Below are 16,323 nucleotides of genomic sequence, written 5' to 3'. Positions count from 1 at the left end.
TGCCCTGCTCCCTGTCGACAGGCTAGCCGTCATGTTCCCCGGGGCAACCGCCGCGGCCGCAGGACGCGACGCGCGCGCCACTAGTCCCGGACGACACCCGCCTCGACGGCGACGATCGCCGCCTGCACGCGCGACGCGCAGCCGAGCTTCGCGAGCACCCGGCTGACGTGCGTCTTCGCGGTCGACTCGGTGATGACGAGCGCGGCGGCGACGTCCGCGTTGGACATGCCCGCGCCGAGGCACGCGAGCACGTCGCGCTCGCGGGCCGTGAGCGATGCGACCGCCTCGGCCCGCACCGGGCCGGGCGGGACGTCGGGCTCGGGGGACGGTGCGGCGGCGACGAGGTCGGCGAGCAGCCGGCGCGTCACCTCCGGCGCGAGCACCCCGTCACCCGCGGCGACGCGGTGCACGGCGTCGACGAGCGCCGCGGCTCCGGTCGTCTTCAGCAGGAACCCGACGGCACCGGCGCGGAGCATGCCGAGGACGTACTCGTCGAGGTCGAACGTCGTGAGCGCGAGCACGTCGGCGAGCCCGTCGCGCGTGATGACGCGGGTCGCCTCGATGCCGTCGACGCCGGGCATGCGGACGTCCATGAGCACGACGTCGGGACGCAGCGCGCGGGCGTTCGCGATCGCGGCGGCACCGTCGGCGGCCTCCCCGACGACCGTGATCCCGCCGTGCTCGAGCAGCAGCCGAAGGCCCGCGCGGATCGCGGCGTGGTCGTCGGCGAGCAGCACGGTGGGTGCGCGGCCGTCCGCGGGGGCGAGGTCGGACGGTCGGCCGCCCGCCGCCGGTCGGGTGTGGGACGACGGGTCCGTCGTCGTCGGCGCGGAGTCGGAGGACCGGTGCGTCGCGGGCTCGGCGCCCGGTGCGTGTCCCGGCGACGACCCTCCGGCGGCACTCATCCGACCACCGCCGGCAGGTGCGCGCGCACGGTCCACGTGCCGTCGCGCGCGCCCGCGTCGAGCGTCCCGCCGAGCGCCTCGGCACGCTCGCGCATGGTGAGCAGCCCGGTCCCGCCGTGCAGCGGCGGCGCGACGGACGAGCCGTCGGTCGCGTTGGTGACGGTGACGTCGAGCGCGTCGGCCCCGGCGTCGAGCACGAGGTGCGTCGTCGCGTGCGGTGCGTGCTTGGCGGCGTTCGTGAGGGCCTCCTGGACGATGCGGAACGCGGCGTGGTCGGTCGCCGCGGCGAGCCCGTCGGGCACGGAGCCGACCACGACGACGTGCTGCCCGGCGGCCCGGACCGTGCGCAGCACGTCGTCGAGGCGGTCGAGCCCCGCGGGGGCGGTCACCGCGTCAGGGCGGCCGCGCAGGACGACGATCATCGCGCGCAGCTCGGCGAGCGCGTCGAGCGTCCCGGCGCGGACCGCCCGGAGCGCGTCCCGGTCCGCGTCGAGGTCCGGCGGCCCGGCGAGCGCGGCCTCGGCGCGGATCGCGACGGCCGACACGTGCCCCGCGACGACGTCGTGCAGGTCGCGCGCCGTGCGGGCCCGCTCCTCGCGGACGGCGGACTCGCGGTCGAGGTCGGCGATGCGCGCGAGGTCGTCGGCGTGCGCTCGGGCGAGCACCGCGGCGGCCCGCTCCGCGTCGGCGCGCTGCCGCTCCGCCTCCGCGCGGCGGCCCTCCGCCGCGGCACGGTCCGACTCCAGCGCGGCCAGCTCGTCGCGGCGCCGCACGTCGTGCGCCCACCACAGCGGTGTCCCGAAGATCGCGACGGACTGCAGGAGCATCAGGACGGCCTCACGGCCCGGTGCACCCAGCGCGAGCGTGACGACCGGCGACAGGACGACGAGGACGACGACGGCCACCACGATCCGCCGGCGCACGGTCTCGCGGGTCAGGAGCGCGGCGGTGTAGAGCGCGTCGAACAGCGCGACGAGCGTCGCGACGCTGCCGCCGAGCAGGGCGTCGAGCAGCGCGCACGCCGCGGTGACCAGGAGCACCGCCACCGGGTGCCGACGCTTGACGACGAGCGCGGTCGACGCGACGACGAGCAGCGCGACGTGCCACAGGCCGACCCGGTCGGCGACGACGTCGGGGACCCACGGCGCCGCCGAGCTCGCGACGCCGAGCCCGAGGAGCACGAGCCCGAACAGCAGCGTCCCCACGGCGGCGGTCCGGTCGTCCCACCAGCCGCGCTCCCGTGCGAGCCGCAGGAGCCGCGCGCCGCGGTCCCACCAGCCCGTGCGGCCCGCGTCCGCCGGGAGGGTCGACGCCGGCGGTCGGGCGGCCGTGCCGCCGACGGGCTCGGCAGGTCGCGTCGCCCGGGCGTCGCGCGGCTCGTCGCCCGGGCCGTCAGGTGCCGCCCGGCCCGCGACGTCCCGCACCTCGCCCGTCGCCCCCGTCACCCGCCCATCCCAGCACAGCGGCCGACGGCAGCCGTCGTCCGAAGGATGTACGCCGTCGCACGGGATGGGCACTCCGCCCGACGCGGCGGACAGGTCGGCGCCGCGAGGGTGACGGCATGACCGAGCTGGTGGAGCTGATCCGTGAGAACCCCGTCGCTGCGCTGGTCGTGGCGTGCGAGGTGGCGTTCTGGGTGTTCCTCGTCGCCGCTGTGGTGGCGCGCTACGGGTTGCGGTGGCGGCGGACGTCGACCGTCCTGCTGCTGTGCGAGCCGGTGCTCGAGGTCGTGCTGCTCGTCGCGACCGTCGGGGACCTGCTGCGCGGCAGCGAGCCGACGTGGACCCACGGCCTGGCCGCGCTGTACCTGGGGTTCACGGCGGGGTTCGGGAAGTACACGATCCACAAGGTCGACGCGTGGGTCGCGTGGCGCTTCGCGGGCGGGCCGCGGCCCCCTCGCGTGCCGAAGACAGGGGCGCCGGCACGCGCGCACGAGTGGCGCACGTGGGGCCGCGTGGTCGTCGCCTGGGCGGTGGCCGCGGTCGTCCTCGGGGTGCTCCTCCTCATCGCGCAGGAGCCCGACCAGCGCGAGGTGCTGCTCGGGTGGCTCGGGCGCGCGACGCTCGTGCTCGTCGTCTGGTTCGTCGCGGGACCCGTCTGGACGGAGCTGTCGACGCGCGGCCGACCGGCCGACGGTGCCGACGACGACGCCGACGAGCGCGAGCGAGCCGACGCCCGCTGACCGCCACCGGACCAGGGCGCCCCCGGATGCGGGTCGCCGGGACGGGTGCGACGGTCGGGAGATGACGCGATTCGGCTACACGCTCATGACCGAGCAGTCCGGCCCCAAGGAGCTCGTGCGGTACGCCGCCGCGGCTGAGGAGGTCGGCTTCGACTTCGAGGTGTCGAGCGACCACTACTTCCCGTGGCTCGACGCGCAGGGCCACTCCGGCTACGCCTGGTCGACGCTCGGCGCGGTCGCGCAGGCGACCAGCCGCGTCGAGCTCATGACGTACGTGACGTGCCCGATCCTGCGGTACCACCCGGCCGTCGTGGCGCAGAAGGCCGCGACGCTCGGGGTGCTGTCCGACGGCCGGTTCACGCTCAACCTGGGCGCGGGGGAGAACCTCAACGAGCACGTCGTCGGCGAGCGCTGGCCCGCGGTCGGCGAGCGGCACGACATGCTCGAGGAGGCCGTCGAGATCATCCGCGAGCTCCTCACGGGCGAGCGCACGACGTACGACGGCGCGTACTTCCGCGTCGACTCCGCACGCGTGTGGGACACGCCGGACAGCCCGGTCGAGATCGGCGTGGCCGTGTCCGGCGACCAGTCGGTGCAGCGCTTCGCGCCGCTCGCCGACCACCTCGTCGCCGTCGAGCCCGACGGTGACCTCGTCGCCTCCTGGGACGCGGCCCGCCCGTCGGGTGCGGCGCTGTCCCGCAAGATCGGCCAGGTGCCGATCAGCTGGGACCCGTCGCAGGAGCGGGCGGTCGAGCGCGCGCACGAGCAGTTCCGGTGGTTCGCCGGCGGGTGGAAGGTCAACGCCGACCTGCCGACGACCGAGGCCTTCGACGCCGCGAGCCAGTTCGTGCGGCCCGAGGACGTCGCCGAGCAGATCGCGTGCGGCCCCGACCTCGACGCGTTCGTCGAGTCTGTCCGGGCGTACTGGGAGGCCGGGTTCACCGACGTCGCGATCGTGCAGGTCGGCGACGAGAACCAGGCCGAGTTCCTCGAGAAGGCCGCCGGCCCGCTGCTCGAGAAGCTGCGCGCCGCGTCGAAGGCCTGACCGCGGCGGACGGCCGTCCTGCGCGCCCGGCCGTCTGCCCATCTGCACGTCTGCACGTCTGCACGTCTGCACGTCTGCCAGGCGCACCACCGATGAGAGGAGCACCGACCATGGCCGTGACCGCCTTCCAGGACCTCCCGCTCGCCGACCGTGACCGCGCGTGGGACGGCGCCGCCGCCGAGAAGCGCGTGCGCGCGTGGGCCGACGCGCAGGACGAGCCCAACGAGAAGTACCGCGACGCGCACGTCTGGTACGACGCCGACGCGAAGGACAACTTCACCGCGTACAAGCTGCTGATCGCCGACGTGGTCGACGGCCGGCTGCGGGCGGTGCCGCGCGGTGTGTTCGCCGCCGCCGCGGTCATGCAGGGGTCACGCGGCGGCGTCGACCTGCCCGACAAGGACCGCGACCGCGTGAAGAGCCACCTGGCGAAGTACTACGCCAAGCTCGACGAGACCCCGCCCTGGGACGACTGACGCAGCCGTCGCCCCGACCCGACGTGGGGTCGATACCGACATGAACGCCTTCGCGGTCCCGCGAACGTCGTTCGTGTCGGTGTCGAGGAGCCGCTCCAGCATCCGGTCGCGCCCGAGGACGGCGTATCTCTCCCTGGACGTCCTGCACCTCTCGTAGGCGGGGGGACGACGGCGTCGGCGGCTGGAGGGTCCGAGATGAAGGTGTTCCGTGCTGCGCCCGGGTGGCCGATCCCGCCGAGAGCATGGCGTCCGCCCCCAGGATGGGAGCCCGACCCCTCGTGGCCGGCGGCCCCCGACGGTTGGGAGTTCTGGGTCGACGAACCGCGCACCGGGAAACGCCGGGGCCTTGTCGCCGGCGGAGTCGTCGCAGCGTTCGTCGTGGGGCTCTTCGCCGGTATCAGCGCCGCGTCGGACGCGGACCAGGAGCGGTCGGAGCGGGAGCTCTCCGCGCTCGTCGACCGTCAGGCTGCCCAGCTCGAGAGCGCGGAGGGCGCTCTCGCCGATGCGCAGGCACGTCTGGAGGTCGCGGAGGCCGCAGCGACGGACGCACAGGCGGCCGTCGCTGCCCTCGACGCCGACCGGACGTCGCTCGCGCTGCAGAAGGAGCAGCTGGACGCGCGCGCCCTGGAGCTGGACACGTTGGCGGCGTCGCTGTCGGCCCGGGAGGTCGCCGTCGTGCAGCAGGAGGCGGACGCGACGGCGAGCTCTGGTCAGTCGTCAGGGACGGCCGCCGCGCCGGCCGCCACGTCGTACGCGAACTGCGACGCCGCACGGGCCGCAGGGGCGGCACCGGTGTACGCCGGCGAACCGGGCTACGGCCGCCACCTCGACCGGGATGGTGACGGTATCGGTTGCGAGTGACGGGTTCCGCGAATGGCAGGGATCAGTAGCCCGGGCGGAGGCGGACGCGGGGCTGGTTGTCGGCCGAGCGGCCCGACTCGACGATGCTCGGGCGGTCCGCGACGAAGTCCCCGAACGACCTGTACCCCAGCGAGCGCTCGCTGAACGCCGGGTCCATGCGCGTCATCTGGTTCTTGAGCTCGCCGAACGACACCCACTCGTCGTCGGGCTTCTTGGTGCGGACCAGGCGCATCGCGCGCATGAGCAGCTGGGTCGCCGCCCGGTGGGCGGCCTTCCCGGTGCGAGCGGGCGGGCGGTCGGCGGCCTCGGCGTCCGCGTCGTCGGTCCCGTCCGCCGCAGCGCTGCCGTCCGCCACAGCGCTGCCGTCCGCCGCAGCGCGCGCGTCCGCCGCAGCCCCCGCACCCGCCGCGGCCGACCCGGCGGGGGCGCCGTCGTCGACAGCTGGTGCACCGCCGCCCTCGGACCCGTTGCGCGCCTTCCTGCCCGACCCGCGCCCGGCCGCCGCGGCGGGACGGTCCGCGGCGGTGACCTCCGCCGGCTCGTCGTCCTCGGGCTCGTCGGCCGCCGACGTCTCGAGCAGGTCGTCGTAGTCGGCGAACTCGTCGCACGCCGCCATGAGCGCGCGCGACGTGGCCCCGGCGACGCCGATCCCGACGACGTACCGCCCGAGCCGCTTGGCGCGCTGCGCGAGCGCGACGTAGTCGGAGTCGCCGGCCACGACGACGACGTGCGTGACGTCGGGCAGCCGGAACAGGTCCTCGACGACGTCCACCGCGAGCCGGATGTCGGCGCCGTTCTTGAGCCCGGCGGTCACCGGGAAGAGCTGCGTGAGGTCGACGGCGCGGTCGACGAGCTGGCGCTGGTAGGCGGCGTTGGCGGGCACGGACCAGTCGGCGTACGCACGGCTGACGACGACGGACCCGAACGAGGACGCGTAGTCGAGGATCGCGCCGACGTCGACGCGCGCCTGCGCGAGCCGCTGGGCGACGGGGTCGTCGGCGCGCGCGTCCATGCGGTGCTCACGGGCGCTGTCGCGGTACCAGTCGCCGCGGCGGAAGGTCTGGTCGTAGCGCGAGATGACGATGTTGTCGAAGTCGACGTACACGGCGACGCGGGCGGTGGTGGTCTCCGGCATGCCGCCCATCCTCGCCTGCGCGGGACGCGTGCGCGGTGCGAACGCGTCATGTCAGCGGTGCCGACGCGTCCGACCGGTGGTGCGAGCGCGTCGGGTGCGCGGTGCGAGCGCGTCAGAGGCGCACGGCGGACGCGTCAGGCCTGAGGCGCGAACCGGGCCAGGTCGGCGGGGACGTCGTCGTGCCGGAGCTCGAACCAGACGGCCTTGACGGCGACGCCGCCCTCCTCGGGCGTCGTGCCCCAGCTGCTCGAGAGCCGGTCGACGAACATCACGCCGCGACCGCCGAGGGCGCTGGGCGGCGGGTTGCGAAGGACGGGGTCCTCACGGGCGCCGTCGGTGACCTCGACGCGCGTGCGGACGTCGTCGACGTCGACGCGGAGCGTGACGGGCGGGTCGGCGTGCGCGACCGCGTTCGTCACCAGCTCGCTGACGAGCAGCACGAGCACCTCGAGCCGGGCGGGCTCGACCCCGGCCTCGACGAGCCGCTCGCGTGCCCACCGGCGCGCCGGCGCGACCGCGGAGAGCGCGGGGGCGACGGACGTCTCGGCGCGCATGCGGGGCCTCCTGCTCGACCTCGTCCGGGAGTGATGGGGGGGACTCCGCCACGGTTGTGCACATCCGGCGATTCGGCAACTCGAACTCGTCCCTCGGGACGACCCTCCACCCGCACGCGTGTGAGCATGGTCGCCGTGGTCCCCGTCGCACCGCCCACCCCGCACCGACCGTCGCCGCGCCAGGTGCGCAGGTGGCGGCGCTATCTCGCCGACGAGCGGGCCGAGGCGGCGGTCTACCGGGACCTCGCGGCGCGCCGCACGGGTGAGGAGAAGGCGATCCTGCTCGCGCTCGCGGACGCGGAAGGCCGCCACGAGCAGCACTGGCTGGACCTCCTGGGCGACGACGCGGGCCGGCCGCTCAAGGGCGACGCCCGGACGCGCGTGCTGGGGTGGCTGGCCCGCCGGTTCGGGTCGGTGTTCGTCCTGGCGCTCGCGCAGCGTGCGGAGGCCCGGTCGGAGTACGCGGACGAGGCCGACGCGACGCCGCGCATGGCCGCGGACGAGCGCATCCACGAGGAGGTCGTGCGGGGGCTCGCGACGCGAGGTCGCAACCGCATGTCGGGCACCTTCCGGGCGGCGGTGTTCGGCGCGAACGACGGCCTCGTGAGCAACCTGGCGCTCGTGCTCGGCATCGGTGCGAGCGGCGCGTCGCAGGCCACGGTGCTGCTGACGGGCCTGGCCGGGCTGCTCGCGGGCGCGCTGTCGATGGGTGCGGGCGAGTACGTGTCGGTGCGGTCGCAGCGCGAGCTCCTGGAGGCGTCGCGGCCCGGTCGGCACGCGGCCGAGGCGCTGCCGCACCTCGACGTGGACGCGAACGAGCTCGCGCTCGTCTACCGGGCGCGGGGCCTGGACGCCGACGAGGCCCAGGAGCGTGCGGCGCAGGTCCTCGCGACGTTCGGCCCGGGCGGCTCGCGGACCGAGGCCGTGACCGGCCTCCCGGCGGTGGCGCGCGACGCGCTCGCGGTCGCGGCGGGCGAGGGCGACGAGGACGCCGTGGTCGAGGTCGACGAGCACGAGACGATCGGCACGGCGATGGGCGCGGCGGTCGCGAGCTTCTGCTTCTTCGCGTCGGGTGCGGCGATCCCGGTCCTGCCGTACCTGTTCGGCGCCGACGGGCTGGTCGCGGTCGCGTGGGCGGCGGCGCTGGTCGGGCTCGCGCTGCTCGGCACGGGCGCGACCGTCGGGGTGCTGTCGGGCGCGTCGCCGGGGCGTCGGGCGCTGCGTCAGCTCGCGATCGGGTTCGGGGCGGCCGCGGTCACGTACCTGCTGGGGCTGGCGTTCGGCACGTCGGTCGCCTGACGACCGCCCGGCCCCGAGGGACGCGGACGGGACGGGCTGTCGCCCGGTGGATGGACGAGGTTTGGCAATCCTTACTTAGTTGAGGCTAACCTGTGCGTGTGCCCACGACGCCTCCGTCCGACGACGCACCCGCCACGCCCGGCGTCCCCGCGCTGCGCGGTCACGACCTGCGCCTGGCCTACCACGGCACGGTCGTCGTCGAGCGCGCCGGTCTCCGCCTGCTCCCCGGCGAGGTCACCGCGCTGATCGGCCCCAACGGCTCCGGCAAGTCCACGCTGCTCCGGGCTCTCGCCCGGCTGCACCGGCCCGACGCCGGGACGATCGCGCTGCCGGACGTCGAGGACGCCCGCGCGCTGTCGGCGCAGCACTTCGCGCGCCGCGTCACGCTGCTGTCGCAGTCCCGGCCCACGCCGTCGGGCGTCTGCGTCCGCGACGTCGTCGGCTACGGCCGCCACCCGTACCGCGGCCGCTGGCGCCAGGACGACCCCGACGGCCCCCGCGCGATCGCGTGGGCGATGGACGTCACGGGCACCACCGACATGGCTGCGCGGCCCGTCGACGAGCTGTCCGGCGGCGAGCTGCAGCGCGTCTGGCTCGCGACCTGCCTCGCGCAGGACACGCGCGTGCTGCTGCTCGACGAGCCCACGACCTACCTCGACCTGCGCTACCAGGTCGAGATCCTCGACCTGGTGCGCGACCTGGCCGACGAGCACGGCGTGGCCGTCGGCGTCGTCCTGCACGACCTCGACCAGGCAGCCGCCGTCGCGGACCACGTGGTGCTGCTGCGCCGCGGCGAGGTCGTCGGCGCGGGCCTGCCCCACGAGGTGCTCACCGCCGACGCGCTCACCGAGACCTACGGCATCCGCATCGACGTGACCGTCGACGACCACGGCCGCGTGCGCACGCGCCCCGTCGGCCGGCACACGCACCGCGCCCTCACGCCTGCCTGACCCGCCCGACACACCCGCGCCTCGCCCCCCGCGAGGCGCACCACCACCACCCGAGGAATCCCATGCGAACCCTGCGCGCCCTGCCCGCCGCCGTCGTGACGGGCACCGTCGCCGCCCTCCTGCTGACCGCCTGCGGCACCACCGAGGAGCCCGCCGCCGCGGCGGAGTCCGGTGCGCCCGAGGCGACCGGCGGCCCGGTCACCATCACCGACGACCGCGGCGAGGAGGTCACGCTCGACGCCCCCGCGACGGACGTCGTCTCGCTCGAGTGGGGCCTCACGGAGAACCTGCTGACGCTCGGCGTCACGCCCGTCGGCCAGGCCGACGTCACGGGCTACAACGTGTGGGACACGGTCGTGCCGCTCGACCCGTCGGTCGCCGACGTGGGCATGCGCGGCGAACCGAGCCTCGACGCGATCGCCGCGCTCGACGCGGACCTGGTCGTCACGACGACCGACCTCCCGGAGGAGGTCATCGCGCAGATCGAGAAGACCGTCCCGGTCATCGCGCTGCGCGGGTCGGACGCGACCGACCCGATCGGCCACATGGAGCGGACGATCGAGGTCCTCGGCCAGGCCACGGGCACCGAGGACGAGGCGACGAAGGCCCTCGAGGAGTTCGACGCGGCCGTCGCCGACGCCAAGGCCGAGCTCGAGGACGCGGGCCTGTCCGGCGCGAAGGTCGCGATGGCCGACGGCTGGCTCTCCGACGGCGCCGTGTCGATCCGCGCCTACACCGAGGGCTCGTACCTCGGCGGCATCGGCAAGCTCCTGGGCCTCGAGAACGCGTGGTCGCTCGAGGGCGACCCCGACTACGGCCTCGGCGGCACGGACGTCGAGGGCCTGACCGCGCTCGGCGAGGGCGTGCACTTCCTCTACATCGCCAACGACACCGAGGGTGGTGACGCGTTCACCGAGGGCCTCGGCACCAACGCGATCTGGCAGCAGCTCCCGTTCGTCGTCGCCGGCGACGTGCACCGCCTGCCCGACGGCATCTGGCTGTTCGGCGGTCCCGCCTCCGGGGAGGCGTGGATCGACGCGACGGTGGACGCGCTGACCAAGTGAGCCTCGGTCTCGACGAGCAGGTCGACGCACCGGCGGGCACGCGCCCGGGCCGGGGCGGCGCGACGGCCATCCCGGCCGCGCCGCCCCGCACCGCAGCGCTGCCGCTGGTGGGCGTGTTCACCGTGGCCGTCGTCCTCGTGGCGGCGCTCGCGGTGCTCGACCTCACGCTGGGCACCTCCGACGTGGGGGCCCTCGACCTGTGGCACCTGCTGCGGGGCACGAGCGACGACCAGACCCTCGCGGTCCTGATCGCGTCGCGGGCCCCGCGGGTGCTCGCCGGCCTGCTCGTCGGGGCCGCGCTCGGCGTCTCGGGCGGTGCGCTGCAGTCCGTGGCGCGCAACCCGCTGGCGTCGCCCGACACGCTCGCGGTCAACGCGGGCGCGTACGTCACGGTCGTCCTGGCGGCCGTCCTCGGGATCTCGCTGCCGTTCGCGCTGAGCGGCGCGCTCACGTTCGTCGGCGGCCTGGCCGCGGCGGCGTTCGTGCTCGCGATCGCGCGCGGCGGCGCGGCCGGTCCGTCGCGCCTGGTGCTCGCGGGCTCGGCGACGATGCTCGCGCTCTCGTCGATCACGTACCTGCTCATGCTGCTCTTCGAGCAGGAGACGCAGGGCATGTTCGCGTGGGGCGAGGGCACGATCGTCCAGTCCGGCACGCAGAAGGTCGCGCAGGCGGCGCCCGTCGTGCTCGTCGCGATCGTCGTGCTGGTCGTGTGGTCGCGCCGGCTCGACGTCCTCGCGCTGGGCGACGACACCGCGTCGGTCCTGGGCCTCGACGTCCGCCGGACGCGCGTCGTCGCCGTCCTGCTCGCGGTGCTCCTGGCCGCGCTCGCCGTGACGGTCGCCGGTCCCGTCGGCTTCGTCGGCCTGTCCGCGCCGGTCATCGCGCGGCTCGTCGCGTCGCGTGTCCCCGGCCTGTTCCGGCACCGGCTGCTGCTGCCGTTCGCGGCTCTCGCCGGGTGCGCGGTCGTGCTGGCCGCCGACGTGCTCATCCGGGCGCTCGTGCCCGCGCGGGCGGGCGTGATGATCCCGACGGGCGTCGTCACGACCCTGCTCGGGGCGTCGCTCATGGTGTGGCTCGCGCGTCGGCTGCGCGCGTCGGGGCCCGTGCGGGCCACGGCCTCGGTCGGTGCGCGGGCGGCCTCGCGGACGCGCGTCGGCGTCGTCGTCGGGCTGCTCGTGGTGCTCGTCGTCGGGCTGCTCGTCGCCGGGCTGCTGCTGGGCGACCGGCTGCTGCTCACGGGCGACGTCGCGCACTGGCTCGCCGGGACCAGCGGGCGGCAGGTGTCGTTCGTGCTCGACCAGCGCGTGCCACGCGTCCTCGCCGCGCTGCTCGCCGGTGCCGCGCTCGGCCTCGCCGGGACGTCGGTGCAGGCCGTCGCGCGCAACCCGCTCGCCGAACCCGGGCTGCTCGGGATCACCGGCGGCGCGGGTGTCGGCGCGGTGCTCGCGACCGTCGTGCTGCCCGGGACGTCCGTGTGGGGTGTGTCCGTCGGCGCGGTCGTCGGCGCCGCGCTCACGTTCTCGCTCGTCTACGGGCTGTCCTCGCGGCGCGGGCTCAGCTCCGACCGGCTCGTGCTCGTCGGCATCGGCGTCTCCGCGGCGGCGACCTCGATCATCACGCTGCTCGTGGTGCTCACGAGCCCGTGGAACACGACCATGGCGCTCACGTTCCTGTCCGGGTCGACGTACGGCCGGACGGCCGCGCAGGTGTGGCCGGTCGCGATCGCGCTCGCGCTGCTCACGCCCCTGCTGGTGCGCTGGCGGCGCGACCTCGACGTCATCGCGCTCGACGACGACGTGCCGCGCGTGCTCGGCGTCCCGCTCGAGCGCACCCGGCTCGGGCTGCTCGTCGTCACCGCGCTGCTCACGGCCGTCGCCGTGTCGGCCGTCGGCGTCGTCGGGTTCATCGGCCTCGTCGCGCCGCACCTCGCCCGTGCGCTCGTCGGGTCGTCGCACGCCCGCGTCATCCCCGTCGCGGCCCTGCTCGGCGCGGTCGTGCTCAGCGCGGCGGACACCGTCGGGCGGACCGTCATCGCCCCCGCGCAGATCCCCGCGGGCCTGGTGGCGGCACTCATCGGCGCGCCGTACTTCGTCTGGCTCCTCTGGCGCAGCCGCCGCGCCTGACCGCGCCGTGACGCACCCGGGAGGGGTGCTGCTACGCTATAAGCATCGTCAGTCGGGAGCTGAAAATGCTTATGAGCGACGTGTTCGTCGCCCTCGCGCAGGCGCACGGCATCGTTTTCCGGCCGTCGCCGGCCCTGGGCGTGCACGCACCGCTCACGCTGACCGGCCCGGACATGCCCGCGACCCCGTACGACGTGCACACGACCGGTGCGCTGTACCCCTCGCGCGTGCGCCGGTACAGCGTCGACCGGTACGCGCTCGCTGCGGCGCGACCTCGACCGCTCGTCATCGCCGCATCCGCGACGCGCGCGGCTCGCGACACCGCGCTCGAGGTCGGCGTGTCGCTGCTCGTCGCCCCCGACGGCGGCCCCGTCACCGGTGTGCTGATCGACGCGAGCGGGCGCACGCACGTCGTTGACGCGCCGACCGCGCACGAGGCAGCGGACGAGGCACCACGGCGTTCGGGCCGCACGCCGTGGGGCGCCTACGCACTCGCGATCTCCCTGCTGCACGACCCCACCCCGCGCAGCCAGGCCGCGCTGGCGTGCGAGGTGTCCCTCACGCAGCCGCGGGTCTCGCAGGCGCTCAGGGACATGCACGACTTCGTCGCGCGCGAGCCGGCCGGCTGGGCCGTGCGGGACTCGGACCAGCTCGCGCGCTGGCTGCGTGACCGGTACCCGCAGCCCCGGACCAGCGCGACGTGGCTCACGCTCGACGCCCCCGTCCTGGCGACGAGGGCGATCGCTGGTGCACTCGAGGACGCCGGTGTCCGGTACGCGGTCACCGGGCAGGTCGCCGCCGACTCCTACGCACCATGGGCGCGGCCGACGCGCACGACCATCTGGGCCGACCAGCTCGTCGACCTGTCCGCTGTCGGCTGCACACCCGCACGGGCGACCGACGCCACCGTCACCATCGCGGTGCCGGACGACCCGTACGCACTGCAAGACGCGACGTTGCGTGGAGGACTGCACCTGGCTGATCCGTGGCGGGTCTGGCTGACGCTGGCCCAGGACGGCGACGACGCCGCGGCGGACCGGCTGCGCGAGAAGCTGGTACAGGCGGCATGAGCTCGCTCGTGCTCGCGTCGACCTCGAAGGCGACCGACGCGGGTTGGCTCGCCGCCGGCGCGGTCGGTGTCCCCTACCGGCTCGTCGGCGGCCTGGCGGTCGCGCTGCTGGTCCACGTCCACGGCGCGGACGAGCTCGCTCCTGCCCGCGAGACCGACGACGCCGACCTCGGTGTGCCGTTCGACGTGTGCGCAGACGATCGGCTTCGGCAGGCACTTCTCGACGTGGGATATGGCCAGATGCAGGGCAACCGGTTCGTGCGCGTCGACGCGGACGGGCGCGAGCTGGTGGTCGACGTGCTCACGACGTCGTACACCGGCCGGATGGAATCGAACCAGGAGCGCGGCCAGCTCGTCGTCGACGCCATCCCCGGCCTGCACACCGCGCTCCGCGAGCCGGCGACGGCCGTCGAGCTCACCGCCGTGCTCACCGACGGGACCGAGCTGCACACCACCCTCCTGCTACCGGACGTCGCCGCAGCCCTCGTGCTCAAGGCGTACGCATACCGCGGCCGGTACGCCGGGTCCGACGCCGTGGACATCCACCGGCTGCTCGAGGCCGCGAACGTCGCGGGTCGGACCGCGGCCGACTGGCCCGGGCGGACCGAAGGGCGAGACGCCGCCCACGTGCTCCACACGTCGTTCGGGGCTGTGCGGCGTCCGAACGCTGCACTGCGGGAGCAGACGCGCGCGTCCGGCTCCTGGTGCAGAAGATCGTCGCCACGCACTGACCTCCGGCGCGGCCGACAGGCGATACGCACCTGCAGTGTCCATGTGACGAACACCCGGGTTTAGGCAAGCCTCACCTTCGCGTAGGGTGGCGGGCGTGACGACGACCACGACGACGGACACCACCGCCGCCGCGACCGACGCCCTGCCGTTCCGCATGTTCGCGGTGCAGGTGTCCGACGTGCAGCGCCTGTGCCCCAGCGTCCTGCGCCTCACCTTCACGGGCGAGGACCTCGACCGCTTCGCGGACAACGGGTTCGACCAGCGCATCAAGTTCTTCCTGCCGCTGCACGACGCCGGCTACGACGAGCTGCTCTCGCTCGACGGCAGCGCCGACTGGTACGGCCGCTGGCGCGCGCTGCCCGACGAGCGCCGCCACACCGTCCGCACGTACACCGCGCGCGCCGTCCGCCAGCACCGCCGCGAGCTCGACGTCGACGTCGTGCTGCACGGCGACCTCGGACCGGCGTCCCGCTGGGCCGGCACGGCCGCCCCCGGCGACGAGCTCGTCATCCTCGGCCCCAACGCCGACGCGGTCGGCCCGCACGGCGGCGTCGACTTCGTGCCCCCGGCCCGCACGGACCGCCTGCTCATCGCGGGCGACGAGACCGCGCTGCCCGCCATCGCGGGCATCCTCGAGCGTCTGCCCGCCGACGCGCGGGGCGAGGCCATCATCGAGATGCCGCACCCCGAGGACCGCCTCGACCTCGTCGCCCCCGCGGGTGTGACCGTCCGCTGGTACGGCCGCGGCGACGAGCCGCACGGCTCGCTGCTCGTGCCCGCCGTCCAGGCCGCGTGCGCCCGCATGCTGCCCGGCCAGGCGCCTGCGCCCGACGTCGTCCTCGAGGACGTCGACGTCGACGAGGGCATCCTGTGGGAGGTGCCCGTCGACTGGTCGACCGGCGCCCCGCTCGCCGAGGAGGCGCACCTCTACGCGTGGCTCGCCGGCGAGGCCGCCGTCATCAAGACGCTGCGCCGCCACCTCGTGTCCGAGTGCGGCGTCGACCGCAAGGCCGTCGCGTTCATGGGTTACTGGCGCGAGGGTCGCTCCGAGGCGAGCTGACCGCTCGTCGACCTGTCCGGCTCGCCCTCGGCGCGGCTGCATCGCGGCGCCCGGCAGGCCCGTCAGCCGTCGCCCGCTCGGCGGCAGGCCGACGACACCCCTCTACGACGCGCCGCGCTCCGCGGTGACCGCGCGCACGGCAAGCCCGACGGCGGTCCGGAGGTCGGCGACGCTCTCCGGCGTTCCCGGCGGCGGGCCGCTGAGTGACCCGGCCCCGATGAGGCGGTCGAAGACGAGCCCGTCGACGAACGCCACGAGAGCGTCGCCGCGTCGCTCCGCGTCCGGCACGCCAGCGCGGGCCAGCAGGTCACGGGCCTGCACGCGGAACCCGACCCCGTGGGCGAGGACCGTGCGCAGCTCGGGGTGGTGCGTGGCCTCGAGCAGGCAGGCGTAGCGCACGAGCGTGCGGGTACGCCCGGTGCTGAGCCAGGCGTCGAGGACGACGGCGACCTGGGCGGCGAACGCGTCCACGTGGTCGGGCTGCAGTGCGCCCGTGAGGTCGGCTGACTCGTCCCCCGAGCCCACGAAGCGCAGTCCCTGGTCCGCGAGCTCGGCCTGGTCCAGGTCGGCGAGCCGTTGGACGACCGCCTCGACGAGGGCCCGACGGGTGCGGAAGTGCACCGAGGTGGTGCCCGTCGGGACCCCGGCCTGCGCGTCGACCGCGCGGTGGGTCAGCCCCCGCATCCCGGCGTCGGCGACGACCTGGATCGCCGCGTCCGTGAGCACCGCGAAGCGCGGTGGCCGTTGCTGACTCACGACGTCTCCCGACATCTCCGCCCTCCCTCCACTTCTACATGTGTAGTAGCCTCGATTCTACAGGTGTAGTAAGAGGGCGGGGACGGACATGCGGGAAGCACGGAGTGCGGTC

Annotated in this window: 16 protein-coding genes; 11 read left to right on the top strand and 5 right to left on the bottom strand. The window is 75.1% G+C overall.

Features of this window, described 5'->3' with window-relative positions:
• Positions 1-80: 80 nt before the first annotated feature.
• Complete coding sequence (locus GXP71_RS15645) at positions 81-905, bottom strand: response regulator transcription factor (RefSeq protein WP_238402451.1); 825 nt, start codon at positions 903-905, stop codon at positions 81-83.
• Positions 902-2,350 (bottom strand): sensor histidine kinase, encoded by a 1,449-nt coding sequence (locus tag GXP71_RS15640; RefSeq protein WP_162353398.1) that lies wholly within the window; start codon positions 2,348-2,350, stop codon positions 902-904. Before GXP71_RS15640 ends, GXP71_RS15645 begins: the two co-directional genes overlap by 4 nt.
• Positions 2,351-2,466: 116 nt before the next feature.
• Between GXP71_RS15640 and GXP71_RS15635 the strand changes: the two genes are divergently transcribed.
• The 4 genes from GXP71_RS15635 (at position 2,467) to GXP71_RS20425 (ending at position 5,469) form a co-directional block, all read left to right on the top strand.
• Entirely contained in the window at positions 2,467-3,087 is a 621-nt protein-coding gene (locus GXP71_RS15635) for a hypothetical protein (RefSeq protein ID WP_238402450.1), read from the top strand.
• A gap of 61 nt (positions 3,088-3,148) precedes the next feature.
• Entirely contained in the window at positions 3,149-4,132 is a 984-nt protein-coding gene (locus GXP71_RS15630; protein ID WP_162353397.1) for a TIGR03557 family F420-dependent LLM class oxidoreductase, read from the top strand.
• Between the two features lie 110 nt (positions 4,133-4,242).
• A complete protein-coding gene (locus GXP71_RS15625) occupies positions 4,243-4,608 on the top strand; it encodes a hypothetical protein (RefSeq protein WP_162353396.1) in 366 nt (121 codons plus the stop codon).
• Positions 4,609-4,803: 195 nt separating this feature from the next.
• Positions 4,804-5,469 (top strand): excalibur calcium-binding domain-containing protein, encoded by a 666-nt coding sequence (locus GXP71_RS20425; RefSeq protein ID WP_162353395.1) that lies wholly within the window; start codon positions 4,804-4,806, stop codon positions 5,467-5,469.
• A 22-nt stretch (positions 5,470-5,491) separates the two neighbouring features.
• Here the strand turns inward: GXP71_RS20425 and GXP71_RS15615 are convergent, their stop codons facing one another.
• Positions 5,492-6,604: an NYN domain-containing protein gene (locus GXP71_RS15615; protein ID WP_162353394.1), complete on the bottom strand. Its 1,113-nt coding sequence runs from the start codon at positions 6,602-6,604 to the stop codon at positions 5,492-5,494.
• 134 nt (positions 6,605-6,738) lie between these two features.
• Positions 6,739-7,158: an ATP-binding protein gene (locus GXP71_RS15610; RefSeq protein WP_124342651.1), complete on the bottom strand. Its 420-nt coding sequence runs from the start codon at positions 7,156-7,158 to the stop codon at positions 6,739-6,741.
• 126 nt (positions 7,159-7,284) lie between these two features.
• On the opposite strand from GXP71_RS15610, the gene GXP71_RS15605 reads away from it, so the two are divergent.
• The 7 genes from GXP71_RS15605 (at position 7,285) to GXP71_RS15575 (ending at position 15,455) form a co-directional block, all read left to right on the top strand.
• A complete protein-coding gene (locus GXP71_RS15605; RefSeq protein WP_162353393.1) occupies positions 7,285-8,457 on the top strand; it encodes a VIT1/CCC1 family protein in 1,173 nt (390 codons plus the stop codon).
• Positions 8,458-8,555: 98 nt separating this feature from the next.
• The gene (locus GXP71_RS15600; RefSeq protein WP_202924265.1) at positions 8,556-9,407 is read left to right on the top strand and encodes an ABC transporter ATP-binding protein; all 852 of its coding nucleotides are present in this window, start codon (positions 8,556-8,558) and stop codon (positions 9,405-9,407) included.
• Between the two features lie 62 nt (positions 9,408-9,469).
• On the top strand, positions 9,470-10,471 hold the full coding sequence (locus GXP71_RS15595) for an iron-siderophore ABC transporter substrate-binding protein (RefSeq protein ID WP_162353392.1): 1,002 nt from the start codon (positions 9,470-9,472) through the stop codon (positions 10,469-10,471).
• A complete protein-coding gene (locus tag GXP71_RS15590; protein ID WP_162353391.1) occupies positions 10,468-12,594 on the top strand; it encodes an iron ABC transporter permease in 2,127 nt (708 codons plus the stop codon). The genes GXP71_RS15595 and GXP71_RS15590 overlap by 4 nt, the downstream gene beginning before the upstream one ends.
• Before the next feature lie 65 nt (positions 12,595-12,659).
• The gene (locus GXP71_RS15585) at positions 12,660-13,664 is read left to right on the top strand and encodes a hypothetical protein (RefSeq protein WP_162353390.1); all 1,005 of its coding nucleotides are present in this window, start codon (positions 12,660-12,662) and stop codon (positions 13,662-13,664) included.
• On the top strand, positions 13,661-14,458 hold the full coding sequence (locus GXP71_RS15580) for a hypothetical protein (protein WP_162353389.1): 798 nt from the start codon (positions 13,661-13,663) through the stop codon (positions 14,456-14,458). The genes GXP71_RS15585 and GXP71_RS15580 overlap by 4 nt, the downstream gene beginning before the upstream one ends.
• A 31-nt stretch (positions 14,459-14,489) precedes the next feature.
• The gene (locus GXP71_RS15575; RefSeq protein WP_124342658.1) at positions 14,490-15,455 is read left to right on the top strand and encodes a siderophore-interacting protein; all 966 of its coding nucleotides are present in this window, start codon (positions 14,490-14,492) and stop codon (positions 15,453-15,455) included.
• A 102-nt stretch (positions 15,456-15,557) separates the two neighbouring features.
• Here the strand turns inward: GXP71_RS15575 and GXP71_RS15570 are convergent, their stop codons facing one another.
• Positions 15,558-16,211 (bottom strand): TetR/AcrR family transcriptional regulator, encoded by a 654-nt coding sequence (locus GXP71_RS15570; RefSeq protein WP_238402448.1) that lies wholly within the window; start codon positions 16,209-16,211, stop codon positions 15,558-15,560.
• Positions 16,212-16,323: the final 112 nt, after the last annotated feature.

It is taken from the genome of Cellulomonas sp. H30R-01 (genome assembly GCF_010119915.1).
GTDB classification, from domain to species: Bacteria; Actinomycetota; Actinomycetes; order Actinomycetales; family Cellulomonadaceae; genus Cellulomonas; species Cellulomonas algicola.
Note: the sequence above shows the minus strand (reverse complement) of the source record. Positions and strands in the feature narration are given on the sequence as shown.